28 protein-coding genes are annotated in these 26,042 nt (G+C 39.3%); 6 read left to right on the forward strand and 22 right to left on the reverse strand.

Going from position 1 to position 26,042, the window contains the following annotated elements; all coding sequences use genetic code 11:
- Positions 1–701: 701 nt before the first annotated feature.
- The 4 genes from V1500_RS13510 to V1500_RS13525 all read right to left on the reverse strand — a co-directional run bounded on the left by V1500_RS13510 (position 702) and on the right by V1500_RS13525 (position 4,580).
- Positions 702–1,556, reverse strand: a complete 855-nt coding sequence (locus V1500_RS13510; protein WP_409299945.1) for an STAS domain-containing protein — start codon at positions 1,554–1,556, stop codon at positions 702–704.
- Positions 1,557–1,985: 429 nt separating this feature from the next.
- A complete protein-coding gene (locus tag V1500_RS13515; RefSeq protein WP_409299947.1) occupies positions 1,986–2,636 on the reverse strand; it encodes a L,D-transpeptidase family protein in 651 nt (216 codons plus the stop codon).
- Between the two features lie 1,005 nt (positions 2,637–3,641).
- Positions 3,642–3,998, reverse strand: a complete 357-nt coding sequence (locus V1500_RS13520) for a YtxH domain-containing protein (protein WP_409299948.1) — start codon at positions 3,996–3,998, stop codon at positions 3,642–3,644.
- A gap of 150 nt (positions 3,999–4,148) precedes the next feature.
- Positions 4,149–4,580, reverse strand: a complete 432-nt coding sequence (locus tag V1500_RS13525) for a general stress protein (RefSeq protein WP_409299950.1) — start codon at positions 4,578–4,580, stop codon at positions 4,149–4,151.
- A gap of 286 nt (positions 4,581–4,866) precedes the next feature.
- Here V1500_RS13525 and V1500_RS13530 point away from each other — a divergent pair, with 286 nt between their 5' ends.
- The 3 genes from V1500_RS13530 (at position 4,867) to V1500_RS13540 (ending at position 7,861) form a co-directional block, all read left to right on the forward strand.
- A complete protein-coding gene (locus V1500_RS13530) occupies positions 4,867–5,211 on the forward strand; it encodes a hypothetical protein (RefSeq protein WP_409299951.1) in 345 nt (114 codons plus the stop codon).
- A 290-nt stretch (positions 5,212–5,501) separates the two neighbouring features.
- The gene (locus V1500_RS13535; RefSeq protein ID WP_409299953.1) at positions 5,502–5,873 is read left to right on the forward strand and encodes a hypothetical protein; all 372 of its coding nucleotides are present in this window, start codon (positions 5,502–5,504) and stop codon (positions 5,871–5,873) included.
- A 335-nt stretch (positions 5,874–6,208) separates the two neighbouring features.
- On the forward strand, positions 6,209–7,861 hold the full coding sequence (locus tag V1500_RS13540; protein WP_409299955.1) for a PAS domain S-box protein: 1,653 nt from the start codon (positions 6,209–6,211) through the stop codon (positions 7,859–7,861).
- An 84-nt stretch (positions 7,862–7,945) separates the two neighbouring features.
- Here the strand turns inward: V1500_RS13540 and V1500_RS13545 are convergent, their stop codons facing one another.
- A complete protein-coding gene (locus tag V1500_RS13545; protein ID WP_409299957.1) occupies positions 7,946–8,191 on the reverse strand; it encodes a hypothetical protein in 246 nt (81 codons plus the stop codon).
- 180 nt (positions 8,192–8,371) lie between these two features.
- Between V1500_RS13545 and V1500_RS13550 the strand changes: the two genes are divergently transcribed.
- Positions 8,372–9,211, forward strand: coding sequence for an STAS domain-containing protein (locus V1500_RS13550; protein WP_409305990.1), 840 nt, complete (start codon positions 8,372–8,374; stop codon positions 9,209–9,211).
- 194 nt (positions 9,212–9,405) lie between these two features.
- Here the strand turns inward: V1500_RS13550 and V1500_RS13555 are convergent, their stop codons facing one another.
- From V1500_RS13555 to V1500_RS13565, 3 genes are all read right to left on the reverse strand, one after another.
- A complete protein-coding gene (locus V1500_RS13555) occupies positions 9,406–9,570 on the reverse strand; it encodes a hypothetical protein (protein WP_409299959.1) in 165 nt (54 codons plus the stop codon).
- Between the two features lie 286 nt (positions 9,571–9,856).
- Positions 9,857–10,699 (reverse strand): STAS domain-containing protein, encoded by an 843-nt coding sequence (locus V1500_RS13560; protein WP_409299960.1) that lies wholly within the window; start codon positions 10,697–10,699, stop codon positions 9,857–9,859.
- 82 nt (positions 10,700–10,781) lie between these two features.
- Positions 10,782–11,801 (reverse strand): STAS domain-containing protein, encoded by a 1,020-nt coding sequence (locus V1500_RS13565; RefSeq protein ID WP_409299962.1) that lies wholly within the window; start codon positions 11,799–11,801, stop codon positions 10,782–10,784.
- 332 nt (positions 11,802–12,133) lie between these two features.
- Between V1500_RS13565 and V1500_RS13570 the strand changes: the two genes are divergently transcribed.
- Complete coding sequence (locus V1500_RS13570; RefSeq protein WP_409299964.1) at positions 12,134–13,036, forward strand: DMT family transporter; 903 nt, start codon at positions 12,134–12,136, stop codon at positions 13,034–13,036.
- Between the two features lie 86 nt (positions 13,037–13,122).
- Here V1500_RS13570 and V1500_RS13575 read toward each other — a convergent pair whose 3' ends face one another.
- The 5 genes from V1500_RS13575 to V1500_RS13595 form a co-directional block, all read right to left on the reverse strand.
- Positions 13,123–14,076, reverse strand: a complete 954-nt coding sequence (locus V1500_RS13575; RefSeq protein WP_409299966.1) for an acetamidase/formamidase family protein — start codon at positions 14,074–14,076, stop codon at positions 13,123–13,125.
- Positions 14,077–14,224: 148 nt separating this feature from the next.
- Positions 14,225–14,992, reverse strand: a complete 768-nt coding sequence (locus V1500_RS13580; protein ID WP_409299967.1) for an IucA/IucC family C-terminal-domain containing protein — start codon at positions 14,990–14,992, stop codon at positions 14,225–14,227.
- Entirely contained in the window at positions 14,989–15,804 is an 816-nt protein-coding gene (locus V1500_RS13585; protein ID WP_409299969.1) for an ABC transporter ATP-binding protein, read from the reverse strand. The genes V1500_RS13580 and V1500_RS13585 overlap by 4 nt, the downstream gene beginning before the upstream one ends.
- 25 nt (positions 15,805–15,829) lie before the next feature.
- The gene (locus V1500_RS13590; RefSeq protein ID WP_409299971.1) at positions 15,830–16,882 is read right to left on the reverse strand and encodes a FecCD family ABC transporter permease; all 1,053 of its coding nucleotides are present in this window, start codon (positions 16,880–16,882) and stop codon (positions 15,830–15,832) included.
- A complete protein-coding gene (locus V1500_RS13595) occupies positions 16,875–17,882 on the reverse strand; it encodes a FecCD family ABC transporter permease (protein ID WP_409305991.1) in 1,008 nt (335 codons plus the stop codon). The genes V1500_RS13590 and V1500_RS13595 overlap by 8 nt, the downstream gene beginning before the upstream one ends.
- A 200-nt stretch (positions 17,883–18,082) precedes the next feature.
- Here V1500_RS13595 and V1500_RS13600 point away from each other — a divergent pair, with 200 nt between their 5' ends.
- A complete protein-coding gene (locus V1500_RS13600; protein ID WP_409299973.1) occupies positions 18,083–19,066 on the forward strand; it encodes an ABC transporter substrate-binding protein in 984 nt (327 codons plus the stop codon).
- A 72-nt stretch (positions 19,067–19,138) separates the two neighbouring features.
- Here V1500_RS13600 and V1500_RS13605 read toward each other — a convergent pair whose 3' ends face one another.
- The 9 genes from V1500_RS13605 to V1500_RS13645 all read right to left on the reverse strand — a co-directional run bounded on the left by V1500_RS13605 (position 19,139) and on the right by V1500_RS13645 (position 25,990).
- Entirely contained in the window at positions 19,139–19,540 is a 402-nt protein-coding gene (locus V1500_RS13605) for a hypothetical protein (RefSeq protein ID WP_409299975.1), read from the reverse strand.
- Between the two features lie 14 nt (positions 19,541–19,554).
- The gene (locus tag V1500_RS13610) at positions 19,555–20,085 is read right to left on the reverse strand and encodes an NAD(P)H-dependent oxidoreductase (RefSeq protein WP_409299977.1); all 531 of its coding nucleotides are present in this window, start codon (positions 20,083–20,085) and stop codon (positions 19,555–19,557) included.
- A gap of 30 nt (positions 20,086–20,115) precedes the next feature.
- Positions 20,116–21,729, reverse strand: a complete 1,614-nt coding sequence (locus V1500_RS13615; protein WP_409299979.1) for a DHA2 family efflux MFS transporter permease subunit — start codon at positions 21,727–21,729, stop codon at positions 20,116–20,118.
- A gap of 52 nt (positions 21,730–21,781) precedes the next feature.
- Positions 21,782–22,420 (reverse strand): HlyD family efflux transporter periplasmic adaptor subunit, encoded by a 639-nt coding sequence (locus V1500_RS13620; RefSeq protein WP_409299980.1) that lies wholly within the window; start codon positions 22,418–22,420, stop codon positions 21,782–21,784.
- 296 nt (positions 22,421–22,716) lie between these two features.
- The gene (locus V1500_RS13625) at positions 22,717–22,872 is read right to left on the reverse strand and encodes a hypothetical protein (RefSeq protein WP_409299981.1); all 156 of its coding nucleotides are present in this window, start codon (positions 22,870–22,872) and stop codon (positions 22,717–22,719) included.
- 695 nt (positions 22,873–23,567) lie between these two features.
- Complete coding sequence (locus V1500_RS13630; protein ID WP_409299983.1) at positions 23,568–23,990, reverse strand: VOC family protein; 423 nt, start codon at positions 23,988–23,990, stop codon at positions 23,568–23,570.
- 252 nt (positions 23,991–24,242) lie between these two features.
- Positions 24,243–24,434 carry a DUF3006 domain-containing protein gene (locus tag V1500_RS13635; protein WP_409299985.1) on the reverse strand — a complete coding sequence of 64 codons (192 nt, stop codon included), beginning with the start codon at positions 24,432–24,434 and terminating at the stop codon, positions 24,243–24,245.
- A gap of 261 nt (positions 24,435–24,695) precedes the next feature.
- Positions 24,696–25,166: an anti-sigma regulatory factor gene (locus V1500_RS13640; RefSeq protein ID WP_409299986.1), complete on the reverse strand. Its 471-nt coding sequence runs from the start codon at positions 25,164–25,166 to the stop codon at positions 24,696–24,698.
- Positions 25,167–25,300: 134 nt separating this feature from the next.
- Complete coding sequence (locus V1500_RS13645) at positions 25,301–25,990, reverse strand: DUF2294 domain-containing protein (protein ID WP_409299988.1); 690 nt, start codon at positions 25,988–25,990, stop codon at positions 25,301–25,303.
- Between the last annotated feature and the right edge of the window lie 52 nt (positions 25,991–26,042).

The following is a 26,042-nucleotide window of genomic DNA, read 5'->3' on the forward strand; positions in this document are numbered from 1 at the left end:
AAACATATTTTCTGTATTTTCCGATATTTTTGGAAAAAGCCTTCCAGGTTTGTTTTTTAAGCGAGGCGGGTATTATCTACGTGTGTCAGAACTTAGTTCTTTTTTAGTGGGGATAGCATGAGTGGCTATCACGGTATTTGGCGTAGGAGGAGCCAATATCATCTTAGAATCGGCAACTGAACAAACTTTTCAGACAGTAAATTCCATGGGAACAACATATTAAATGCTGAACGTATTTGTTACCTAAGTGATTATATTTACTTCTGAATATGTAATACTCTGCATTTCAGCAAAATACAAATATTATTCTTTATGAAATTAAAGCTTACTTTATTTTTGTCATGAGTTTGGAAAAACAGAATGAATTGTTCAAGCATTAATTCAGTAGGATCGTTTCTGCAGTGCTTTTGGTTTTCCGGTGTTCAATGACCAGGTGTACCGGCAATTGCATCGCGGATCCAAGCCTTTGCTTTCAACCCAAACAATGGTTAAGTAAGACCTACAAATTATGGTACTCGTTGCGGAATAAAAATATTTAGTGTCTGATTATCCAGCATACCTCATTGTAAAAGGATCTCAGTTATTTTTCCTGAGATCAGCGATGATCGCATCCTGATTGTATAGTTCGACTGAAGGATATTCAGTTATCAAAAAAAAGCCAGCCTTATAGGCTGGCTTAATCAAGAGCAATATCCTAAGTTTTAAAGGTTTTTAATCAATGTTATTTCATTAAACGCCTGATAAAGATTTGCTTTTACTGTGATATTATCCAATTTCAGCCCCAGGCTTACCATTGTTTGAGCAACTTCCGGGCGAATACCTGTAATTATTGTTTTAACACCGATTAAGGACAGCGCATCAATTACCTTGAACAACTGATCCGCAACCATCGTATCAACAATTAAAACACCGGATAGATCCAATACCAGGTGGCTCAGCTTTAATTTTCCTGCCTGTTTCAATGTTTCTTCCATCAATAACCGAGCTCTCTCTGTGTCAATATTCCCTATAAGCGGCAGTACCCCTACTCCGGGTACTAGCGGGACTACAGGGACTGATAACTCAAGAAAAGTACTTTTAGCATTTTCAAGAGATGTCTGAAAGGAATTTACGAAGCTAAGACTAAAATAATATACTGCTTTATCTAAAAGAGGATCTATGATAAAAATAGCCTCAAAAATGGTAGATACTGAAAGATTATTTGCCGAAGCTTCCTTTTGGATTGCTTTCCACAGATATTCTCTATAAAAGGACGAATCTTTTAAGGCTTCATCCAAAGTGACCCCCAGGCTATAAAAATAATTGCCTGTATCTCTTCCCCATTTTTCTATTTTCTCAACAGCGCCATCTTTGTCCATATAATTAACCAATGCCTCACCAAATAAACTGATAAAGTTTGCACGGGTATTAAGTAAATCCGCTTCAACTTGTTCTAATTGGCGCTGCTGTTCCTGGGTCATAGGAATACCTGCCAGGCGATTATTGTGTACTTCTCTGGCAATTTCATACTTTTTTTGTATTATCATATTTCCCAACGACTGTAATTCAAAACTCATTGACTAATCCTCCAAAAAAATCCAACATTCATAGTTCACTAAAGTAATAGTAACGGAAAAGTGGGAAAAAGCACAAGCGTAATCATTTACGAGGTGTTTCACTTGGCAAAATAGCTGATGGTTTGTGCTTTCTGATTCATAACGTAAATCAGTTCTTAAAAATGGTCCGCAGCATTTGCACCTTTCCTGGCATTATGGAAAACAAAAAATCATTATGCGTAAAATGATTGCCTTAATATGGACTTGGAAGCAAGCAAAATATATAAGAAACAGTCAAAATGGAGTTTTCCAATAATAATGTCTATCTTTTAGTGATGTCCGATACAACTCACAATTTCGAGAAAGTAATGATAAAGAAGAGCTGCCAAACCTTTCATTCTGTTATTGAAAGCTAAATGCTGATGGTTATTTTACCCAGATGACACCTGGTTATTCCAATAATCCAAGAATTCGATATTCACGTATGGATATACCACCCGTCAACGGCAGGGAATAAGCCTTTTGCAATTTCTCAACAGCCATTTTTGTATGTATATCATATATGCCATTAATGGAGCCATTATAGATCCCCATGGCTTTTAACCTCGATTGTACAATAAGGACGAGATTTCCTTTAGAACCTAGAGATATGTTCTTTAATTCACCTTGGCCAAAACCCGTGACAGGACCACCAATTCTCACCACTGTGCCTTCAGGTATAATTTCATACAAAGATTCAACATCTTGATTCCGCATTCTGATACACCCGCCGCTAACTTTTTTACCAATGAGTTTGGGTTTGTTCGTTCCATGCATGCCGTATTTCCCCCAAGGAACATTTAACCCCAGCCATCTTGTGCCAAATCCTCCTCCCCATGACTTTGATTTTTCTACGACCTTATAGGTCCCTATTGGAGTAGGTGAATTATCACGTCCTGGCGCTATGGGAAACGTGCCGAATTTATGATTATTTTTCATAACGATAAGTTCATTCTTCCATAGATCGATCTGTATTGAGTAAATATTTTGCTGGTCTTGCGCTTTAACATGTGCTGGCAATGCAATGAATATAATTATGACAATAAAGCTGATGATCTTCACATCTATTAACTCCTCCTGAAAGTGCTATAGCTGTGTTTACTGTACCTTTAGAATACACTTAATACTATACAAATATGTTATAAGGCAACGTATCCAGAAAACAAAAAAGAAGAACCCTCAGAGTTCTTCTTGTACATAAATGGCGAATGTAGATCATTATTTTACCTTTGCATTTTCTGTCCTATTTCCGGAGATTTCCTCAAAAAAGAAGCATTACATACCGCGTACTACGGATAACTGACATAGTATAGCTATCCAATTAAAAGTCCAGCTATATGCTAGCCTTCTCTTTTATCATTCCAAAGACCGGTTCAGGCTTTCTCGCGTGATTGTCCATTCTTTTTAATTCTTGTCGAAGTAGGCGTTTGATCTTTCTGCGTCGGTGTACTGCTTTTTTACCCATTAGATAAACCCTCCTTTAGAATTACACTGGAATCCATGCAAAAAGTCTGTACAGATACTAACCGTAATGTGGGGGATTTTCATTTACTTCAGGTCCATCGTAAGAATCGAAATCGAATTGCTCCTCTCTTAAGTCGCAGCACAAGGTACACAAAAAGCGCTTCGGCCAGACAGGCAATTGTTTGCCGCAATTAATACATGAATCTATAAGCATCCAGATCCCCTCCTTACACTTAATATATAACAAATGCCGCATTAGGATTCAACAAAGACGCAAAAGAATTTTCTGACTTTAAGTTAGGTTTTTTGACATCTGCAACTAAATCCTTAGCTACTATGACCCATTTTTCATTGCCTGCCTGCGTGTTGCTGATGGGAAGAAAGCAAAATATTATGGATTGGCTGGTAAAATGTAAGGAAGGATCATGTAACTTCAAGGTATTTATTCATAGAAATACTTGCTTCGTATGAAGCCCAGTTTCTTTTCATGGTCACAAGACTGAGACATTATTTGACGAACATTTTTGTATTGGAAAGTTCACCGGTATAATCCGTAAAAAAATAAAGAGCCGCCAAATTTGACAGCTCCACTATAAATATATGTTAACGACTCATATTTGAAGCATTGCGTTGGATATTTTCGTTCAAATCCTGAACATCAGAAACTGCACCTTTCATCGCTTCTGAGGCATCATCCACACTATCAGCCACCAGTTCCTTAAATTCTCTCGGATTCTTTTTTGCATGTTTGAACATATCAACGGAATTGTTTTTAAGACCAACAGCAGCAGATTTTACTTTCCTTCTAGTGGTAGAATCGAAAATGGCAGTTGCGGCTCCTCCAATGGCACTTCCAATTAAAACACCTTTTAATAATTTACTGCGATTACTGCTTTTATTGATGTTGTTGTGATCCTGCTGCTCCGTTTTTTCAACTTTACGTAGCTCCTGATTTTCCACCGGTCATTTTCCTCCTTGTAAATCCTGATGTTCTTATTTTCCCTATGGTTCCTGTCATTAAACAAATGCGAACCTATATAAGATTCCTTAAAAAAGAACAGCCTGTTCATCCTTTTTCAGGCAAACAGGCTATCCAAAAGAATATTTATGTTATTTTGAGACCATTACAAGTATTTTTCCATTCGTAACATCCGACTCATATTGCCGTGCTTCTTCATCCTCTAAACCCATATCCTTTAATGCACCTACTAATCCGCCAGCATTTGTTGCGGCCCCTGCTACTGCCCCGCCAAGTGTTGAAAAAATAGGGCCTGCTGCTAGAATTGGACCTACTCCGGGAATGGCGAGAGCACTTATTCCCAGGAAAAGGCCTGCCAATCCAATTGCCCCGCCAACTGCTGCCCCTGCGACGATTCCATCTTGATCTCTTGGTGCTACTTTATCTGCATTCGGGCCAAGACCGTCAATATTTTTTGCTATTACGGATATTTCTTCAATACTATAGCCCTGGCTTTGTAAATCCTTGACTGCTTTCAAGGCCTCTGTCTCTGTTTCGTATAACCCAATTACTCTTTTTGTCATGATGAAGATCTCCTTTTGCTAGAATTCTATTCATTAAATACCCTAAACGGAGGATTTCAATCATAAAAAAAGATGGTGAAAATAGAAACAAAGCAGGCTAATTACAAGAAGAATTTTCCTGTTTTGAAAATAGAATATGAGGGTAGAAATATAAAGTAATTTTCCCCCTAATCTGTCACTTTTCTAAGTGACTTTTTTTAATTTCAAGTATATATGTGTATTTTTCCATAAAACAAATAGATTATGGTCATACATATGGTCGGATAAATATTAAGATTTCATAAATATGATGAACGTGCAAACGGTCAAGAGAGGAATGATTAGCCACAGGATGAAAAAAGAAGCGACAACTTTTGTGATTGCATGCCAAGGCCAATATATACGAGCACCTTACCTGTTTGAAGGTTCCATTTATTTAACAAAGAATTTCATGGATGCTGTTCATTTTAAATCGAAAGATCAAGCTATAAACTTTCTAGGACAATTGTACAATACCAAATCGTATCAATATAATCTTATTGAACCATGTATAACACCAAATAAACTTGCTGTAATCAAAGTAATATATCAGATTGTGCAAGAAGAGAAGGTTAGTCATTTTAAACCGAAGGTGCTTCCTTTCAGATTGTAATTTACATTGGTCTTTACAAGTCGAGTGATGATACACGTTATAACGCCCTTTAGGCATAACATCTTTTCTATATACACCTACTATTAACCCCGCATAGTTAAAAAAGCAACCGAAAGTAAATAAGATTCCCCCCTCCAAACAGCTCAGTATACAGCTGTTTTCTTTTTGGATTCCAAAGGAAATCTGAATCATTAACATTTATAATCCATAATTACTATGTCTATAAATTTCGTTTAATTCAAAGACTAGGGCACCACAAAATTGTAAAAATTACGGAGAGAGGTTACTTTTTGGTAAGAAAGGTTGATTTAGAGATGAATGTTAAATCAATTACATTTTTGGACCGTCCTGTTTTTCATATCCTGCCAGACATTTATGAAAACTTGGGACTTCCAGACCTCTCATCCTTTTACGAACAGCATTTCACTTTTATTTTGACTTTCGGAAAGATAGATACAAAGGGAAATGGCAGGATTCGATACTATAAAAAGGAAAAAATTTATAAGGTGCATCTACTTGAACATCTGCCAGGTGTCGGTCCGGTAAGGCAAAAAAAGTTGAAACAGCTGCTGCTTCAACAAACAATATCTACATTTAAAAATAATATAGAGACAGAGCAGAATATGCGAAAAGTTTATTACGCTGATTTTGGCAGACGCTGACTTTGCCTTCACCTTCTGTTCTACATATTCACACTCTATATCCATTATTTAAATCTCTCGCATTAATCACTGCATTTACAGCTCGGTTAAAAATAATGGAATCAGGAAGTTAAAACAACTGATTACTGTTTAGAACGATAATTCTTTATATTTACCAGTCCTATATATTTGATTTGTCTTCATCACCTCCTAAGGAAACTTCTCCTTTTTCTTATTCAAATTGCTGAAATTAGATCTGGATAGAAAAATCAATTGAAGTTAGCTATGGATTTTTTTATTCCTTTCTATTAAGATTTAGTACGTATGTGCTTGATAGTTTGTAAAGGGAGAAACATATGCAAAAAAATAAGCAGATGATTTTATATTCCCTATTGGGGATAACATGGATTTATATAACCAACTTTGCACTTGAAGACTGGCTACATGACGACGGATTATTTGTAAATATCCAAAGAACACTGGGTATTGCGTACATTGTGATTCTGGGATGGTGCTATTATTACTATTTAATGAAGAAGAAAGTGTACCATCAGACATTGAAGGATGAACAAAAGCTTTCGACCTTAATCAACTCCATGGTAGATTTTGTGAATTTTAAAGATGGCGAGGGGCGCTGGCTTGAATCTAATCAGTTTGGACTGGAGCTTTTTCAACTCGAAGGAGTCGATTATAAAGGAAAAAAAGATTCCGAACTTGCTCAGTATTCGGATTTTTATGGAGATGCATTAAGATATTGTGAAATATCAGATGAAGAGACATGGGTAAAGGGATTCATTTCGCGCTGCGAGGAAGTTATTCCATTGCCGGATGGAGGCTCTAAAACCTTTGACACGATAAAGGTTCCCCTCTTTCACCAGGATGGTTCCAGAAAGGCATTGGTAGTAATAGGAAGAGACATAACGGAAAGGATCAAAGCAGAGAAAAGACTATCAGAAAGTCAGCAGCAATATCGCTCTCTGTTTGAGTATAATCCTGATCCTATATATATGATTGATTTAAATGGGATCATAACTAATATTAATCCGAAATTTGAAGAGCTTCTCGGTTTCTCCCGGGAGGATCTGTTGGGAACACCTGTGGCTAATAAAGTATATGAGATCGACAAATATAGAACAGAGCTAACTGAAGCCTTTTACCATGTCATTCATCAAAAAAAGAGTGTATACAACGGGGACGTCAGGTTTGTAACCAAGGATGGCGGATCCGTTCTGCTGTATTGTACTTCAGTGCCGATGATTATTGATGATAAAGTTGTAGGAGTAATTGGATATACGAAGGATGTAACATCCATTAGGGAAACAGAAGAACGGCTGCGGAAGACGGAGAAACTGTCAGTAGTTGGAGAACTGGCGGCAAGTGTAGCACACGAGATCAGAAATCCTCTTACAGCATTAAAAGGTTTCGTTCAATTGCTCCAGGGCCAGGATACAAGAAACGGCCAGTATTTCAATATAATGTTAGATGAATTGGACAGGATCAATCATATTGTCGGTGAATTGCTGGTGCTGGCTAAACCGCAGCAGGTCAAATTTAGGGAATTCGATATTTTACACTTGGTCACTGATGTAAAAACACTTCTGGAGTCTCAGGCGAATCTTTTTGGATCTGAAATCTCGATTGATTCTCCTCCACCCATGCCTGCCATACTGTGTGAACCAAACCAGTTAAAACAGGTCTTTATTAACATAATTAAAAACTCCATAGAAGCGGAAGCAAATTTGATCAATATCAGTTTTGAATTTCAGGACAGCTCCATATTAATCAAGATTTGTGATAATGGGATTGGAATCGAAACAGAAAGGATGAAGCATTTAGGAGAACCTTTTTATTCCTCCAAGGAAAAAGGGACTGGCTTAGGGCTGACAGTTACAACGAAAATAGTTGAATCACATAACGGCAAAATTTCATTTGAAAGTGAAATTAATAAAGGGACTGAGGTAACCATCGAACTTCCAGTTGCTGTCCGTGTAATGGCACCTACTTCTTGATAGGTGCTTTTTTCATTATCCTTTAGTAAAAGGAACAGTGGCCGGCAGGATAGGTAAACCTGCCATAGAGACTTCCCTTCTCAATCATTCTTCATTGATGAAAATAACTTGGTCATGGCCGCAATCATTGCAGGCCATTAAATGCGGACAGATCCCTCCTCTTGAAGTGTTAGCATAACCATCTCCCATCTTTACTGTGGCATCGTCATTGTAATGCCCATACGGGTCTAAAAAATCAGACACCTTTCCTGCATCATTTAATTTTGCCCCACAGTTTTGACAGTTCATATCCATTTCTTTAAAGGCATTGCATAACGGACACATTGGCATATTGTTCCCTCTCTCGTTTTTCTATAGTATCCATGTTTCCTCGAATTAGTATGTAAACAGAATAAATGCAATCTTAAACTAAAAAACATTGGGTTTTGAGTTGCAAATCATAGTCCTTTTATAATAAAAATTGTTACAATAATATGACAGGAAATCCAAAATTTCACATGACAGGAGAGAATTCAGAACACTATGAAGCTTGAAAAAAAATATATGGATTATTTCGTGAATCATAGACAGGAATTTCAGGATAAGCTATTATCTGAAGCAATTAATGTCCGAGATAGGATTAATGATATTTTACTGGTAGGAAATATTGACCTTTTAAATAACGCTCATCAATTGGTCATGTATGTTCTGAGTGAACAAGAGGAGGCTGTGGAAGAATTCGCTAAGGTAGAAGGCGTATCATGGGCGGCCCATAATTTAACACTTTCTTTTAAACTGGAATGGGTACAAGCTATTCGCAGAACTCTATGGTTTTTCCTTCGAAAACTGGATCAAGAAAAAATTCAACCGCTGGATTCCGACAATTTTTTTGAAATGGAAAAGAAAGTGAATGATGGGATTGACAAATTTCTAAATAACTTATTCTTAAGTTATTCAGCTTATAAAGACAAGCTCATTGAATCACAGAGGGCGCTTGTGGAGGATTTATCTGTCCCAATCATCCCCATCACCCATAAAGTATGTGTGCTTCCGTTGATTGGAGACATTGATATATACAGGTCGAATACTATTGAAGAGAAAGTTTTGATGGAAATCAGCCGGCTCCGTATTCACACACTCATCATGGACCTGTCTGGCATTGCGAAGATGGAGACTCAGGTAATCAATCATTTAATGAAGATTACTGATGGAGCCAACATGATGGGCTGCAATTCTGTCATTACAGGTTTACGCCCCGAAATCGTAAGAAGTATCACAAGGCTTGGTCTGACTTTTGATAAGAAAGCAGAGACGAAAGCCACCCTTCAGCAAGCCCTTGAGGATTATCTCCAAGTTTCATCAGTAAGATAGACAATGCTGTTTATTAGCGGGAATTGTTTTAAAGGGGCATTAATTAAGGCATTTACATAGTTTTAATCAGTGTTTTGTATATGGAAAATCTAAGTCGTTAAGTCGGGTGATATTTTAGACTAGATTACCCGACTTAAACTGGGGTCACCATCTATTCTTTTTAAAAGACAGCTAAACAGCTTTCTTGACATCCATTATTCTACACGGCCACCGGCTCTTCCCTTCAAATTGTCTCCATTAATCATTTCTTCTCCCAAACGATCTGTCACTGTCTTATGTTCAGCATGTACTTGATTTAAATCATTTCTATTATAAACTTCTGCTTTTGTCCCGTTATTTTTTTCGCTACCTTGCTCCATCTCTCCACCTCCTTATCATGTTACGACTTTAGCTTGCCGAGTTTGGCAGTTAAATAATACAAGAAATAACTGGTTGAATAGTGTGGTTTTTAGACATCTCGTATTCGTTTTCCAGGTTGTTTACATTATGAGTCAGATTCACTATAAACCATTAACAGTCATGCTTGAATCAGCCAGTCTGCTTTTCAGCACGATACGACAGCATTTACATAAATAAGACCAGGAAATCATTCCTGGCCTTACTTACACAATAAATCTCCTGCCTGCAAAGAACAGTATTGGGTTGCTACATCATTAATTTTGATGAACTGAGAGCTCTCGATAGAGTAGACTGGACGGACATACCTTCAAAAGATAATCCAAGCTGGACAGCTGTCTGAGCAATTTCCGGCCTTAGCCCGGAAAGGGTTGTTTTAACTCCAATCAAACTCAATGCCTCGATTAGTTGGAAAATTTGATGTGCTACCATAGTATCGATCATGACAACGCCTGATAAATCTAAAAATAACTGGCTAACCCCAAGCCTTGCACACTGTTCTAGTGTATTCTCTAGCATAAATTTAGCCCTAGTCGTATCGATATCCCCGACAAGCGGCAGCAGTGCAATATCCTTATTCAAAGAAATGACAGGCGAACTCAACTCTACAATCAGTTCCTGCTGAGCCTTCAGCCTGTCCTGTGAATGCTTTACATGTTGCTCGGTAAACCAGACGAGGATGTTGCCGAATGTTTTTGTTGCGATTCTATACCATGATGTCGCTTCTCTTTTTGTATATTCATCTGTATGTTCCATCACAAATTCAGTGATCAAATCCAAATACTGATCTTGCGTCGCAAGGAATTCCCTCAAAATATAGTGCAATGGAGTGTTAAGATGCTGTTCATCTTTAGCCACCATAACAATCCAATCTTCAAACTCCTTAAAAAAGGCTGACTCTTCCTTAATGAAAACCTGGCAAAATTGTTTATGGAATTCATGATTTTGTTTTTTTAAGTTTTCGATAATCACTGGATCTGTAGAAGAATAAACCCCTGATGGATCGCTCTTGTCTAAATGGCGATACCAATCCTCCGTCAATTTCCAGGTCCTTTCTAAAAAAAACTGATATAATTCCTTATTTATATGCATACAAAATCTCTCCCCTTATTGCCAATCATCCATAATAGGAGGATGCAAATTGAGCATTGGAATTGGCAGGTTATACTTAATACTATATAATTCTTCTGCCTAATTGTCCTAATGCAAAGTGTATCCCATGCTGGAGGGTTTGGAAGCAATCAAATTTAGACAGATTAATGCTTGATTGGGATATTATAATGCTGAGTTCGGCAGAAATACCTACCAGGATGGTTTGCGTACCAATAAGTGCAGTTGCGGAACCTATTTTCTCAATAAGGCTGGCAGTATGTTCACTGATATCCTTATCAAGTCCGGTCAGGTCAAGGACAAGATAGCTTGCCTTATGTGACGGCAAATTATTCAACGTTTTCACTACAAGCTCTTCAGAACGTTCTTCGTCGTATTTTCCTAGAAGAGGCACCACTACGATTCCCTCTAGCACGGGGATAATTGGTGAAGAAAGCTGTTTTATTAGCTCCTTTAATTCCCTCGTCTTTTCTGCAACTATTGTTTCTAAATGCTGAATCTGTTCGGATTCCTTTTTCCTCGCAAGTTCGTGAATATTGTTTGAAACCGAAACATCAGAAGGGAAATAATGAATCACACTATGGTCATGGCCTTCTACTTGATATTGCTCGACTTTATACCAAACATTCGTGCCAAACAAACCTGTAAAAATACCTGCATAATGGGCAGGTAGATAATTGCCGCCCTGTTTTTTCCCCTGTGCCACATTGATTTTATGTTCCCAGCTATCTTTTATATGTGCAGTAAGTGACTTGGTTTCAAAGTCCAGGTTCACTATGGTGGTTTTACCCCAGCCTGCCGATGCATATGTATTTGTAATCAATTCCGCTGCCTCGGCCACAGTAACATCCTTGATTTTTTGAAAATATTCACCTACTACCAGACCCTGCCTGAAACCAGTCGTTTCGAACACCAGGTTGGATGCTTCATCTCCTGATATTTCCTCAATGGTATCGAAGAAGGTCCGCATAGCACTTGATATCCAGAACAAAACAGCATCCTGTCCTTCAAACATAAATTGACCCTTTTCCAAATCCCATTGAAAATCCAGCCCACCTACAGTAATACTTTCATTTTTACTCATTTACATATTCCGCCTTCACCTAGAAATATTATTTTAATATTCTCCATCAACGAAAGTAATTTTACTACAATACTAAAGAAATTACATCTCATATGCAATCCCATACAATATATTTGGTAAATAACTGGTTAATTAGTCGTAAACCTAATCAAGATTAATCTCCTGGATGGATAAACTGTATATTAGAAATACCAAAATGCTCTACTTGATCAAATAAATTAAAAAAAGTAATACACTATCTTGATTTAATATGTGATTGTTAGGCATTTTAGTTGTTTCATCTAAAGGTTAGGCGTATGCTTTCTAGGTAGTTTTTTTAGGAGGCGCAGAACATGAAACAACTTTCCAAAACACATACGGCCTTGCTGCTTGCTTTTCTGGTAATTGTGTGGGGCGTTAACTGGCCACTTTCCAAGATGGCACTCAGCTATACACCTCCCATTTTATTTGCTGGCATCAGAACATGTCTGGGAGGTGTAATATTACTGATCTTTGCACTTCCCAGATTCAAGACTCTCCGTATTAAAGAAAACTGGCATTATTACTTGGTTTCCGCTGTTTTAAATATCATTCTTTTTTACGGACTTCAAACCGTTGGCCTGGGTTATGCTCCAGCTGGCCTATTTTCGGCCATCGTTTTTATTGAGCCTGTATTATTGGGGATTTTTTGCTGGATTTGGCTAGGTGAATCCATGTATCGATTTAAAATCATTGGTTTGGTTCTTGGATTCGCGGGTGTATTGATTATAAGTTCAAGTGGTTTGACAGGTGACATTTCGATCTTGGGAATATTTCTTGCAATAGGTTCAGCAATAGCCTGGGGATTAGGTACTGTATACGTTAAAAAGACCGGTGATCGTGTCGATTCGATTTGGATGGTCACGGCACAGCTTATTATTGGAGGACTTTTCTTAATAAGTATCGGCTTTAGTGTGGAAAGCTGGTCTGATATCCACTGGGAAGCGCCATTCGTAACCAACCTTCTTTTTATTTCCACGTTTGTCATCGCTTTTGGCTGGCTGGCATTTTTTACACTAGTCGGCTCAGGCGAAGCAAGTAAGGTTGGCTCATATACTTTTCTTATTCCGCTTATCGCGATTTTCTGCAGTACCTTGCTTTTAAAGGAAAGTATCACATTAAATTTGGTAGTCGGGCTTATATGTATTGTGATTAGTATTTTATTTGTTAACTTAAGAGTAAAACCTTCAAACATAGTATCTGCTAAATATAAATAATAAAAAAAATCACGACGAACAATTATTTCAGCAATTTTGCAATAAAAAAGGAAAGAAAGGCACTCTCCTCTCTTTCCTTTTCTTTATTATTCAATTCCCTCTGTGACTTTGATAAAATTGTCAGATAAGACTGCATGAACCCCTTTTACTCCATTGACAACCTGAGTGACTCTGAGATCTACCGCAACACTGGCGATAGCAAGTGCTTGACTCTTTTGTAGGCCAAAAAACTGCTGAAGAAGCTGAACCATTTCAGATAATGCAGTTGCGGCTGCTTCATTTAGATCTTCGTCAAAACCAAATGTAATCCACCCGGACGGCGTTTTTGCTATTGGCATATTTAGACTCATATCGTTGCGGACAGTCAAAGTTATATCAACGAGATCCATCGGACACTCGATGGCAGTTCCAGACACTTCACCATCACCTTGTAAGGCATGGCCATCCCCTATTGAAAATAATCCTCCTTCGACTGAGATAGGTAAAAACAGGCTGCTTCCCTTTATAAGTTCTTTACAATCGATATTCCCACCGAAGTAACCAGGTGGAGGCGTGGGATGCGTTCCGCTTTCAAGTGGAGCAAGAGCCATTAATCCCATGAAGGGCATAAGGGGGACCTCAAAGGTTTTATTTCCGATTACACATCTCCCTAACATTGTGTTTGTATCCAGTCTCCAGTCCAATTGAACTCTCTGTGATTCAGACAAACCTAATTTTTCATTTTGCCAATTTTTCATGCCTCCTGCCCAATTACGCCCATACCAGCCAGGTACAATATCATTCAGTTTAACTTCGAGTACCATGCCCGGTCTCGCCCCTTCTATTTTTATAGGGCCAACCATTGGATGACCAGGCTTTTCTTCCTGTTCCCTCGAAGAATAAATAGTCCTTTCTTGACCCGGTATTTTAGAGTAGCCCCACTGAATATCAAGAGTTGACAATTGGATGGAATCTCCGGACTGAACAGTTAGGATCGGTTTATATTCACGGTTAAAAGAACCATGGAAAAGATTCGGTTCCAGCTGCAGCTTATGTATCATTTTTTACTCCCCTCTCTATCTTTAAATTGAGCATCATTCTCTGTATTTTATCATTGCTGCTATTATAAGAGGTAGCAATTTTTGCTTCGAAGCAGGTGGTGTCCTGTTACTGGTTGATGCAGTTTCGAACCCGGTTATTTAACGAATATCATTCTGTTACCTTTTTCAAACTGCGATTGTGGGGGCACCCAGCACACATAGTTTGCTTTGTATCGAGCATATGGGACAAACAGCATGTTTTTCTCACCCGCACAAACTTTTCCTGTTTTTGAAGGAATTTTTTTTCAGTATAAAATCGGCGGAATGGATTAGTCCGTGCATGAAATATTCTCCCCGGGGCCTCATTTATCAGATAATGGAAGTCGGAGCGGATTGTTTGTTCCTCCGATTTACCTTTATATTGCCCCTGAAGGTTTTCATACAGCCAGAATATATAAGTAGCTATATTCTCCCACATGATTTGTTTTGGGAGCTTTGTTTCTTTAAACAATATATCAATGATTAGATGCAGATGAAGTGCGAATGTTTCCTTGCACACTTCCTCTCTTGCTTTTTCCCTGTCGGCTTCCAAAATGTACCCAGTATTGTCTTTGTACAGGATTTCAAGCATCCACCCTGTATGGCCTTTTTCCTGAAATGAAATATTTTCGAGATTGGAGTTAAATTTTATATTCAGCATCGACATGGAATACATATTGATAACGGCGAAAAATCCATATCGTTTTATTAACAAGGAAGCGGCGACTTTCAGATCGGGCGCCTTTAATCTATTTTGAATTTCCATCAGAATGGTTTGCAGTTTTTCGGGCTTTAACAGATCCAATGCACTGAAGAAAAATGCTGATGAATCCATATTAGAAGCAAACCGATAGGCTGATAAAAGTCCTATCTCATGATCCAGTAATTTTTTCATCATGTCTGTAACAGCTCCTTGACGATCTTTCTGCCTCTGCCATGCGGAATACACAAAGGCGTCCCAAATAATGGATCTACGGTGACCTCACAATCCAGTTGAAATACATCTTTCACAAGCGAACTTGTTATAATTTGCTCTGGCATTCCTTCGGCAAAAACCCGGCCATCCTTTAATGCTACAACATAATGAGCATAGCGGCATGCCAAATTCAAATCATGGAGGACCATGATAATCGTGCGGTTTTCTCTCTCGTTTAAATCGAACAGCAAATCAAGGATTTCTATTTGATGTGTCAGGTCCAGATACGTGGTTGGTTCGTCCAGGAGAATGATATCGGTACTCTGAGCAAGCGTCATAGCTATCCATGCACGCTGGCGCTGCCCTCCAGAAAGAGTATCAACAGGACGGTGTCTCAGCTCCTGCAGTCCTGTAGCGATAAGAGCTTCCTCCACCTTCTTCTCATCTTCCACAGTCCATTGCCGCAGCCAGCTTTGATAAGGATAGCGGCCCTGTTTGACCAGCTGGACAACCGTCAGTCCTTCCGGAGTAATAGGAGCTTGAGGTAAAATCGCCATTTTCCTGGCTACCTCTTTCGTAGGGTACTTGGCAATCGTTTGTCCATCTAAAAGTACAGAGCCGGCAACCGGTTTCAACAAACGAGCCATCGACCGAAGCAATGTTGATTTTCCACACCCGTTACTTCCGATGAAAACAGTTATTTCTCCCCGTGGTATAGATAAGTTCAATTCATCTATTATAATATTTTCACCATATGATAAAGTTAGGGCATCCGTCCTTATTGCAGTATTCATTGTGATCGCATACTCCTCATTCCTATTAATATCTTGTCTTATACAGCAGATAGATAAAATACGGCGCTCCAATGGCAGCTGTGAAGACGCCGGCGGGTACTTCAAGAGGTGCAAAAATAGTCCGGCCTATCAAATCTGCAATAATCACCAGGATTGCACCAATTAACGCAGCAACAGGCAAAAGCGCACCAAATGCATTTCCTACTATCCTGCGGGCCATATGCGGAGCCATTAGCCCAACAAATCCAATTCCTCCAGCAAAGGCAATTGCACTTCCAGTGAGGCCAGTTGCAATTAACAACAATATCAATCTTTGTATTTGAATTTTGCTTCCTACTCCTACTGCAATATCTTCTCCTAAAACATGAACGTTTAAGGTACGTGCAAATATCCATGTTATAGCTACTAAGACTAGAATTATAGGAATCATAATGTTTACATTTTCCCAGGTCGCTCCATTAACCGAACCAGTAATCCATATATTAGCCTGTGAAGCACGGTATATGGGCCCTAATACCATCATCATCGTGGTTCCTGCCTGCATCAATGCAGAAATGCCAATCCCGACAAGTACAAGACGGATTGGTGCAACTCCATGTTTCCATGCCAGGATATAAACAACAAATGCAGTGATGGCAGCTCCGGCAAAGGCCGCGATAGGCAGCCATTCTATACTGACAGTCAATGAATTGTTGGTATCGCTAAAAATCGCGAGAAACGATACTACTGCAACGGAAGCGCCACCTGTCAATCCGATAATGTCGGGAGAGGCAAGCGGGTTTCTGATTATGCCCTGGAGAATTCCACCTGCCACCGACAGGGCAATTCCCGCCATCATAGCAACTAGGATCCTTGGCAGCCTGAATGAAACGATAACCATCTTTTCCATTTCATTGCCAATTCCAAACAGAGCCTTTATGACGTTCACCGGAGAAATAAATAACTGACCGGTACCAGCACTGAGTAAAACGCTGAATGATAGCGCAGCCAATAATCCGCATAACACGGCAAGCGACTTTTTATCTGTCAAATAGGAAACTTTCCCATGAAAAAGTCGTATACTCTTATATTTATTCATTGCCATTAAACCCCTTTCTTGCAATAAAGATGAAGAAAGGAGTACCTATAATAGCTGTCATTACCCCCACAGGCACTTCCTGCGGCATAATGATAAATCTTGAAAGAATGTCTGCAGCTACAAGAAGGATTGCTCCAAGTACACCGCTATAGGGTATGACCCATCTATGGTCGCTGCCTACCATGGCACGTGTTATATGCGGAATGACGATACCGATAAATCCAACGGGACCAGCCACTGCAACAGCCCCTCCGGAGAGGAATATCACACACAAAGCAGCTAAGACTTTAATTTTCCCCACTTTAACACCTAAGCTCTGTGCTACATCATCACCCATGGCAAGCAGATTTAGTTTGGCTGCCAGTATAACAGACACTAGCCATCCTGCAGCTAAATATGGGATGACAGCTGTCAGCGTTTCCAGCTTACGGCCTTGAACGGAACCAGCAAGCCAGAATAAAACCTGTTCAAGAGCTGTTTCATTTAACACCAGAAGACCCTGGGTCAAAGAAGAAAAAAAAGCGGCAATCGCTGCCCCGGCGAGGGTGAGTTTCATTGGTGTCAATCCATCCCGGCCAAAGGAACCTGCGCCGTACACTAAAACCGCGGCAATGGCTGCTCCGAAAAATGAAACCCATGTATAGGCTTGAAGGCTTCCCATAGAGAAAATGGTAACTGCGATAACAACCGCTAAGCCTGCGCCAGCGTTTATTCCAAAGATACCCGGTGAAGCAAGCGGATTTTTCGTCAGTGTCTGCATTAACACACCTGCGATTGCAAGGCTGGCGCCTACACAGGCAGCTATTAATGATCTTGGAAGCCTGATAGTTCGTAAAACCAAATGCTCATTCGAGCCATTAAAAGCAGTGAAGGAGTCCCACGCCATTGTCCAGGTAGTAGCCCTATACCCGTAAACAATGCTGGCACACATCAATAAAAGCAAAAGCACCCAAAACAGTATGTACACTGCTGCTTTCTGCGATGTAGTCTTTAATACCATCATATTTTATCTCACCATTGTTCCCAGTATATTCTATATAACATATCCTCTATCTTAGTCTATTTAAACGCTGTCTTCCTGTCAATGCAAATGAAAATCATTTTCAATTGTTTATTGACAACGCATTCATATCATTTTATTATCAAAGTGTAAATGATAACGATTATCATTAAAAAATACATACTATTCAGGGGGTTATTATGTTTTTAAAACGCATCTTCATGCTTGGAGTACTTTCTATTTTCTCCGTGATACTGGCGGCATGTGGAGGAAGTGGACAAACTGAAAATTCGGGTGCTTCTCCTGCTAAGGGTAAAAGCTATACTGTTGAGCATGCCATGGGCCAAACGAAAATTTCTGCTACACCAAAGAAAATTGTCATCTTGACCAATGAAGGAACAGAAGCACTGCTATCTTTGGGAGTTACGCCAGTAGGTGCTGTCCAATCCTGGACAGGGAATCCATGGTATGATCATATAAAGGATGAGATGAAAGATGTCAAGGTAGTAGGAACTGAAAGTGAAGTGAATCTTGAGGCGATCATTGCACTGCAGCCCGATTTAATTATAGGGAACAAAATGCGCCAGGAAGACCTTTATGATAAATTGAGCCAGATTGCTCCAACAGTTTTTTCAGAAACTCTTCGAGGAGACTGGAAGGAGAACTTCAGTTTATATGCTAATGCAATCAATAAAAAAGAAAAAGGCAAGCAGGTTCTCGGCGAATATGACCAGCATGTTCAAGATGTAAAAGGAAAACTTGGAGATAAAACGAACCAAGAAATATCAGTTGTTCGATTTATGGCCGGAACTACCCGAATTTACTATACAGAATCCTTCTCGGGGGTTATTTTCAGGGAACTAGGATTCAAACGAGCAAACCAGCAAGCTAAGTTATTTACGCCTGGCAATAAGCTCGGTAACCTTGCTGTGGAAGTTGGAAAAGAAGCCATTCCCGAAATGGATGCCGATACACTCTTTTATTTTACCTACGCGCCTCCAAATGATGAAACAGGAACAGCGACTGAAAAAAAGTGGACAAACGACCCTCTTTGGAAAAACCTGAATGCGGTTAAACAAGGGCGCGCATATCAAGTCGATGACGCCATTTGGAATACAGCAGGAGGAATTCTGGCGGCTAACCGTATGCTAGATGATGTAGAAAAGATTTTTTCAGAGCAATGACAAAAAAAACCGGTCTCAAAAGTAATAGGAGTCCGGTTTTTTTATATTATTTATACTGCTCTAATTTACTAATTACTGATCGTTCTTTTGTTTGCTGATTGTTTTTAATATTTCACGGTAGTCCTGGTCTTTCATGCGTTGCTTACTAACAGGCGCTGCTGGTTTTATGGTGTCTTGCTTCCCGGTTCCTGTCATCCGTTTCAAGGCTTGTCGATATTGGTAATCCTTCATCTTATGTTCATCTTGAATGATATGGTTATTAAGATGATCTTCACCCTCTGCGCCTAAAAGGTTTGGCATGCTTTGCTCATTTGATCCTGCCGGAATTTTGTCTTCATTAGACAACTTGTTCCCTTCGTTGCCTGGACCATTTCCAGCACTGTCCCTATTGCGAGGTGAAGCAGCCCTGACATTCATAGATACCAACCCGACGGCCACTAATATAGCAACAATAATGGCAATGATCATAGCCATCTGTTTCACCCCTCCTACCTTTTGGCAGTGAATGAATTTGTGACATTTGCAACCCGTGAACCAAGAGCCCTTCCTAAAATGAGTCCATTTTCGGAAATTAACTCATCACTGTCAGGCGGGCATGTGACACCTACACCATAGTAAGAGCCATACAATGCATTCTCGGCAATGCTGCCAGGAAGTCCTACGATAATCATGCCTTGATGCAGCATTGGTGTTATAAGGTTTAGCATAGTTGCCTCTAATCCGCCATGCACGGTTGCGGTGGTACAGAACACGGCCCCTATCTTATTGACGAGTTTGCCTTCAGCCCATAAATATCCAAGCCTGTCTATCCATGTTTTCAGACCGGAGCTGATTGTGCCAAAATGCCCGGGACATCCCCAGATGATAGCATCCATATCAGCAAGCTTATATACGTCTGCAGTGCTGACATGATCGATGAATACATCTGTCCCCTCAACTTCCTTTGCCCCTTCAGCAATGGATTCAGCAAGCATCCTTGTGTGCTCGCCCTCACTATCGTATACAACATAAATCTTCATCTAAATACCCCCCATCGGTTGTGTACCAGATTACTTTTGTTCATTTACGGGAGAAGGCAGCAGCTTGACATCTTTGTTTAGCTTAGCCTCCCGTCGTTCCTTATCCTTTCGTACATCACGCAGGAAAAGGCTTAAAATCAGCCCTACGACAGCAAATCCAGTTGCCCAATAAAAAGCATCATTCATTCCGAGGACATTTGATTGAAGCAAAATCTGTCCTTGAAGGATGGAAATCGCTGTTTGCTGCGCCTGTTCAGCTGTCTGATGCATGGAAGCCATGATCGACTGGACAAGATGCTGAAATGACTGTGTAAAATTTGGATCGGCTGTGCTCATTTGGTTGCCCAGGTTCGCAGCATGCAATGAGGTCCGGTTAGAATAGATTGTAGTCACAAGACTTGTTCCAATCGCACCTGCAACCTGCCTGATTGTATTAGACATGGCAGTTCCATGACTGTTAAAATGTTGAGGCAGCTGGTTCATCCCGGCTGTCATGATTGTCATCATCAATAAAGACATACCAAATGAACGGACCATATAAATTGCCAGCAGAGTGTTATAGCCCGTTCCAGGCGTTAACTTTGTAAATTCATATGTCGTTATAATCGTGATAGTCAAACCGACAATTGCCAATGGCCTCGGACCGACTCTATCGAAGATGATTCCAGAGATCGGTGACATTACCGCCATGATCAAGGCCCCAGGCAGCATGAGCAATCCTGCCTCAAGCGGTGTAAATCCGCGGAAATTCTGCAAATAAATTGGCAGTAAAAATAGTCCGGTAAACATCGCAACTGTAATAATCGCAGAGATGACATTAGATAATGAGAACATGTCATACTTAAAGACCCTGAAATCGAGCAATGGCTTTTCCGATTTCAACTGTTGGATGACAAATGCTGCGATGGAAACCAAGCCAATAACCATGGTCAATATGACAATTGGATCACTCCACGATTCTGTTCCTGCTTCACTGACACCATACAAAAGTGAGGCCACTCCCAATAGTGATAAGAAAGCCCCTAATACATCAAGACGAACATATTTAGGTTCTGAAACATTCTTTAACGTTAAAACTGCGATTAAAACAACGATTAATCCAACCGGTACCATCCCATAGAACATCACCCTCCAGGTAAAATGTTCAATGATCCATCCGGATAAAGTAGGACCGATTGCTGGTGCGAACATCATCGCAAGGCCAAAGATACCCATTCCCTTTCCTCGCATATGAGGAGGGAAAATGAACATGATAATCGTCATTACCAGGGGTTGTAAAATACCTCCCCCTGCTGCCTGGACTAGACGCCCTGTCAGCATGATTGAAAAATTCGGCGCTATTCCGCAAATAAAGGCGCCAATCGTAAATAGGATCATCGCGATAATAAATAAAATACGCGTACCAAATCTTTCTATTAAGAATGCAGACAAAGGAATTAATGCACCATTCACCAGCATAAAACCAGTTGAAAGCCATTGAATCGTTGTCGCAGCCACATTGAAGTCGGTCATCATATGCGGCATGGCAACGCTCAGCAGCGTCTGATTCAGGATGACGACAAAAAGGCCGAGCATTAAAACACCAAGCAACGGGAGATGCTGTCTTACTCCTCCGTCATCAAGCTCTATATGTTCGGAAGCCATTTACAGACAACCTCCTTTCCTTATTTCGTGTACTATTGGAATCTCTCTATATTCACTTAACTGAGATTCTGACGTCGGCATTCATACCAGGCAGAACTTTATCGGACGGAGCCTTGATAGAAATCCGTACAGGAACCGTCTGTGTAACTTCCGTATAATTGCCACTCGCGTTTTGCTGAGGCATTAAAGAGAACATTGAATTTGTAGCGTAACCAATTTTTTCCAGTGTTCCCTCATAGGTAGTGTCAGGGTCCCCTTCAACGGTGATATCGACACTATCACCTTCTTCAATATCCTGTATCTCGCCTTCTTCAATATTGGCTGTTATATATAGGTTTTTCATATCGATGGTCTGTGCCAAAACTTGGCCCGCCTGGACCATCTGATTATTATTTACCTGTTCCCTTACAATCGTTCCATCGCTAGTGGCTTTTATAGTTCCTGTCCCATCGGCTCCTGAAATCTTCCCAAGGTTTGCATCGTTTTTTACAACATCACCTTCTGAAACATTCCAGCCTGATAGCCTTCCCGCTGCGGGTGCGACAATGGCCGTCATGTCACCAGCAACCCTCGCATCATCTGTCTGCACATAATTTGTGTTTTGATAGTAGTAATATCCTCCTACCGCAATCAATGCGAAAATCACCAGGATTCCAATTAAATTAAGTAAGACTAAACGTCCTCTTCCCACAACTCGTTTCCCCTTTCAAAAAATAATATTTAATAAACATAAATATTAAACCAACTAAATTAAAACTTCAAAGCAAAAGTATCGTAAAATTCACTGGTATTTTTTGCCTTTGGGCAACCACTATATTAAAAAGTATGTATCATTAGAATGTGAATTATTTATCTACCGGAAATACCAGGATTAATTTTTCGCAAAAAAAAACTGCCATGCAGGCAGTAAGAAAAAAACATAAAAGTGAATTAAAAATCCACGAAAATTTTTAAATTCGATGTATAATTGCGTTCAGATTGTTTTCATTACCTCTCTTTTTCTAAATCAGAGGTCTGCAGTGTGATCACCTTTCCGCCTATTTGAACGTGGACAGTATCCTTAAATATCGCTTTGACTATCCCTTTGATGGAAATAATGGAATCAACGGTTATCAATTTTTTTGGATCAGCAATTTCAGTCATACTTGTTTACCTCCTTTGTTAATGCTATAGCAGGGTCCACAAAACGGGACACGATTGAAACAAACTATACAATTACGTTTTTATGTTTTATTACGACATTACCCAAACTATATAACAATAAAGCATTTATATGTTCAATAACTATCTTATTTTTGGTTCAAGTATCATACTAACATAGCAGGCTGTCTATATATTATATTTTGTTCAAAGATGCTCCGAAAACCTGTGGCTTTCGTAATAACCGAAACTCTTGTCAAAGAGCATTTCAGATTTAATTATTCACTGCTCAAAACCCTGCAATTATTAATCTTTAGAGAGCGGCACATATTCGACTTGTCACTACCACTGTAATCAAATTAACAGGCATGTACTGGAACTTTGTCCGTCTTCTCGCAAACTCAAAATTAATTTATAACTGTAAATTCTGATTCTACTTTCAAAAACAATATTCCTGCTAGTAGTATTATATTTTAAAACTTTTATATTCCCTGTGAGTAGAAGTATAAAATGGACGAATAAGTATGATTGTATGCAGCAAATTCCAAAAATATGCCGACTGGATTTCACCTTATATATTTTTCTGTCAGTAAAAAACTTTGTGGCAAATTAAAAGACGGTCATGCAACCGCCTTATGTATCCACCTATTTTATGATTACTGTTATATTGTAAAACAACCATTTTTGGACAACCTAAATCATTTTTCCTCTGTGTGAATCTGGAAGGTAACCCCGTATTTATCAGTCAAGTTTCCATAAGCAGGGCTGAAAAATGTTTTCTGTAAAGGCATGTTCACTTTTCCACCCTGCTGTAATGCTTCAAAGATTTGCCTTGCTTTATCAGCATCATCGGTTGAAATGCTGAGAGTTACATGATTACCCGTTTGATATGGTGAGCCAGGAAACGTATCAGAAAACATCAACTCAGAACCGACTACCTTAAGCAATGCATGGGCCACTCTCCCTTTTACATCTGCCGAGAGAGGAAATTCAGGGTTTTCAGGCATCTCTCCGAATGTTTGCATAAAAAGCACTTGTGCATCCAGTGCTTTTTCATAAAATTGAATGGCTTCCTTGGCATTTCCATCCAGCACTAAATAAGGCGTAAGTTTTAAAGTCATCTACATTCTCCTTTTACTATTATTTATTTACCATTATATACCTATTACATGATAACACATTAAGTAATGGATTGTTTATTTCTTACATTCCACAGGGATGTCAGCTTTCATGCTGCTCGCACTGGAGTCTCCAAGTCTCCGATCCAATAAACCGGTTTAGGACATATGATACAATTTTTAATAGCGATTGATAAAATACTTAGATAAACATTAAGAATAAATGTAAAAATCCGGCTGTTTTATTGGTTATACCTAATCGCGTGGCTGTTCCCTTTCTTCTCTTAACAGATCCACTTTTCCGTTCTCAATTTTTATGACATCGCCAGCTACAGCTTCTGCGGGAAATTGATCATGTGGAAAATTGATGTCCTCCCCCTCAATTTCAACGACAACTATGTTTCCATCAAAGCGGGTGATAACACCTCTTAATGATTGATCTTCCATATTAACTCACCTTCTTTTTATTGTTCCTTATATATGGTATGGGTAATACTAATGTCCCCGATAAGAAAGGGAAAATATACCTAAACGGAATTCTGGGGATTTTTAATATTACGTTACATCCATTTCCGATACAGGACCAAAGTTTATTGACGTACGAACAAATTTCTTCTATTCAGTTACATGCGGAAAATCATCAGGCTCCTTTCTTTGCGATACCCTATTCTAATGGTCTATTTTGAAGAAAAAGCAGGTAATCAATTGTTAAATAATTTGCCATTTAACAATCGTAATTCTCGTCCCTGTATCCACTGTCGATTCAAGCGAAAACTCATCCATTAGCTTCTTCACCCAGGGTAGTCCGACTCCAAGTCCCCCGGATGTTGAATATCCTGCCTTCAGTGCTTTATTTTTATCCTTGATTCCAGGTCCTTGATCTATAGCCGTTACTCTAATTCCATACTTCGTCCTCTCGTGAACAGGTTCCATTCTAATTTGGCCGCTGCCAGCATGCTGATACATGTTCCTTGCTAACTCTGAAATAGCCGTAACTAATTTTGCCCGATTTACTGTAGTAAACTTAAGGGAATAAGATAATTCTCGTCCGATTTTTCTTGCATGAACTATATCCCATTCCTGTCGGATTTCAACTGTGAAGCTCGATTTCGCAGACAGTAATGACTTTTTATTTGTATTTCTTAATGCTGAATCAGCTTGCAAATCGTCATTCTTCATTTTCTCACCCCAAAGAATTATTATCTATAATCAAACCAATTCGAATATTTTTGATAAAAAAAAGCCAAAAAGAAGAGATATTTCTTCTTTTTGGCTCATGTCTAGTTCTATCGCCTAGCCCATTGCTGCCCCCATTATATCGGCTGCAAAATAATTACGATGCCGCTTTTGTCCTCTTCAAAGTTCCAGGCCACAAAAAAATTCTCCACCCGGGCTCCCAAGTATATTTCTAAATTTTCCTTATGACTATGTAAGAGCTTTTTTTCCAATCTTCTCTTGGCGATTGTAAGCGTCTCGTTATAACCTAAGGAAATTAGCTCCATTTCAATCCTTATAAGAATCTTTTTACGAATGATTAGCAGTGTTCTAGGATTCAGCAAGTAGGAACAAATCTTACCAGGGGTTTTTTGCGCTTCTTCACTCATCGATATTATTTCATGATGGACATTCTCTTGATTTTGGTAAAAGGCCGACAAAGAAGTATGGTTTTCTGGAGTAACTGCTACAAACATTCCTGATGATGTGTGCAAATTCCAGTCATAATAAAACTCCTTGATTTCCACTCCTAGCCTCATTTTTATATAAATCTTGATCTCCGGTATTAGAGTTTCCATCAGCATATCCCTTATTTTTTGCACATAGGCAATATTGTCTCCCTGGTCCAATAACCTTTGCTCCATTGGTGTTATAAAATCTTTGATATATATCGTGATAAAAGGATAGGCAACGGTCGCATAAACTGAACCTGGCCCCTTGCCAAAATTTTCTCTTAGAAGCCTTCCGATATAGCTCCCAATTTCTCTTTCCTTATGATTAAATACCATAGACGCCATCCCTTTAAGAACTTAGCATTAAATCTAAATTCCCTCATTCTAT

The sequence above is a fragment of the Peribacillus sedimenti genome (assembly GCF_046237635.1).
Taxonomy (GTDB): Bacteria; Bacillota; Bacilli; order Bacillales; family DSM-1321; genus Peribacillus; species Peribacillus sedimenti.

Coding starts and splice junctions, on each gene's coding strand:
- V1500_RS13510 (WP_409299945.1), bottom strand. CDS start 1,556: ATGAGTTTTGAATTACAGTCGTTGGGAAATATGATAATACAAAAAAAG.
- V1500_RS13525 (WP_409299950.1), bottom strand. CDS start 4,580: ATGACAAAAAGAGTAATTGGGTTATACGAAACAGAGACAGAGGCCTTG.
- V1500_RS13530 (WP_409299951.1), top strand. CDS start 4,867: ATGATGAACGTGCAAACGGTCAAGAGAGGAATGATTAGCCACAGGATG.
- V1500_RS13540 (WP_409299955.1), top strand. CDS start 6,209: ATGCAAAAAAATAAGCAGATGATTTTATATTCCCTATTGGGGATAACA.
- V1500_RS13545 (WP_409299957.1), bottom strand. CDS start 8,191: ATGCCAATGTGTCCGTTATGCAATGCCTTTAAAGAAATGGATATGAAC.
- V1500_RS13555 (WP_409299959.1), bottom strand. CDS start 9,570: ATGGAGCAAGGTAGCGAAAAAAATAACGGGACAAAAGCAGAAGTTTAT.
- V1500_RS13560 (WP_409299960.1), bottom strand. CDS start 10,699: ATGCATATAAATAAGGAATTATATCAGTTTTTTTTAGAAAGGACCTGG.
- V1500_RS13565 (WP_409299962.1), bottom strand. CDS start 11,801: ATGAGTAAAAATGAAAGTATTACTGTAGGTGGGCTGGATTTTCAATGG.
- V1500_RS13570 (WP_409299964.1), top strand. CDS start 12,134: ATGAAACAACTTTCCAAAACACATACGGCCTTGCTGCTTGCTTTTCTG.
- V1500_RS13575 (WP_409299966.1), bottom strand. CDS start 14,076: ATGATACATAAGCTGCAGCTGGAACCGAATCTTTTCCATGGTTCTTTT.
- V1500_RS13580 (WP_409299967.1), bottom strand. CDS start 14,992: ATGATGAAAAAATTACTGGATCATGAGATAGGACTTTTATCAGCCTAT.
- V1500_RS13585 (WP_409299969.1), bottom strand. CDS start 15,804: ATGAATACTGCAATAAGGACGGATGCCCTAACTTTATCATATGGTGAA.
- V1500_RS13590 (WP_409299971.1), bottom strand. CDS start 16,882: ATGAATAAATATAAGAGTATACGACTTTTTCATGGGAAAGTTTCCTAT.
- V1500_RS13595 (WP_409305991.1), bottom strand. CDS start 17,882: ATGGTATTAAAGACTACATCGCAGAAAGCAGCAGTGTACATACTGTTT.
- V1500_RS13600 (WP_409299973.1), top strand. CDS start 18,083: ATGTTTTTAAAACGCATCTTCATGCTTGGAGTACTTTCTATTTTCTCC.
- V1500_RS13605 (WP_409299975.1), bottom strand. CDS start 19,540: ATGGCTATGATCATTGCCATTATTGTTGCTATATTAGTGGCCGTCGGG.
- V1500_RS13610 (WP_409299977.1), bottom strand. CDS start 20,085: ATGAAGATTTATGTTGTATACGATAGTGAGGGCGAGCACACAAGGATG.
- V1500_RS13615 (WP_409299979.1), bottom strand. CDS start 21,729: ATGGCTTCCGAACATATAGAGCTTGATGACGGAGGAGTAAGACAGCAT.
- V1500_RS13625 (WP_409299981.1), bottom strand. CDS start 22,872: ATGACTGAAATTGCTGATCCAAAAAAATTGATAACCGTTGATTCCATT.
- V1500_RS13630 (WP_409299983.1), bottom strand. CDS start 23,990: ATGACTTTAAAACTTACGCCTTATTTAGTGCTGGATGGAAATGCCAAG.
- V1500_RS13635 (WP_409299985.1), bottom strand. CDS start 24,434: ATGGAAGATCAATCATTAAGAGGTGTTATCACCCGCTTTGATGGAAAC.
- V1500_RS13640 (WP_409299986.1), bottom strand. CDS start 25,166: ATGAAGAATGACGATTTGCAAGCTGATTCAGCATTAAGAAATACAAAT.
- V1500_RS13645 (WP_409299988.1), bottom strand. CDS start 25,990: ATGGTATTTAATCATAAGGAAAGAGAAATTGGGAGCTATATCGGAAGG.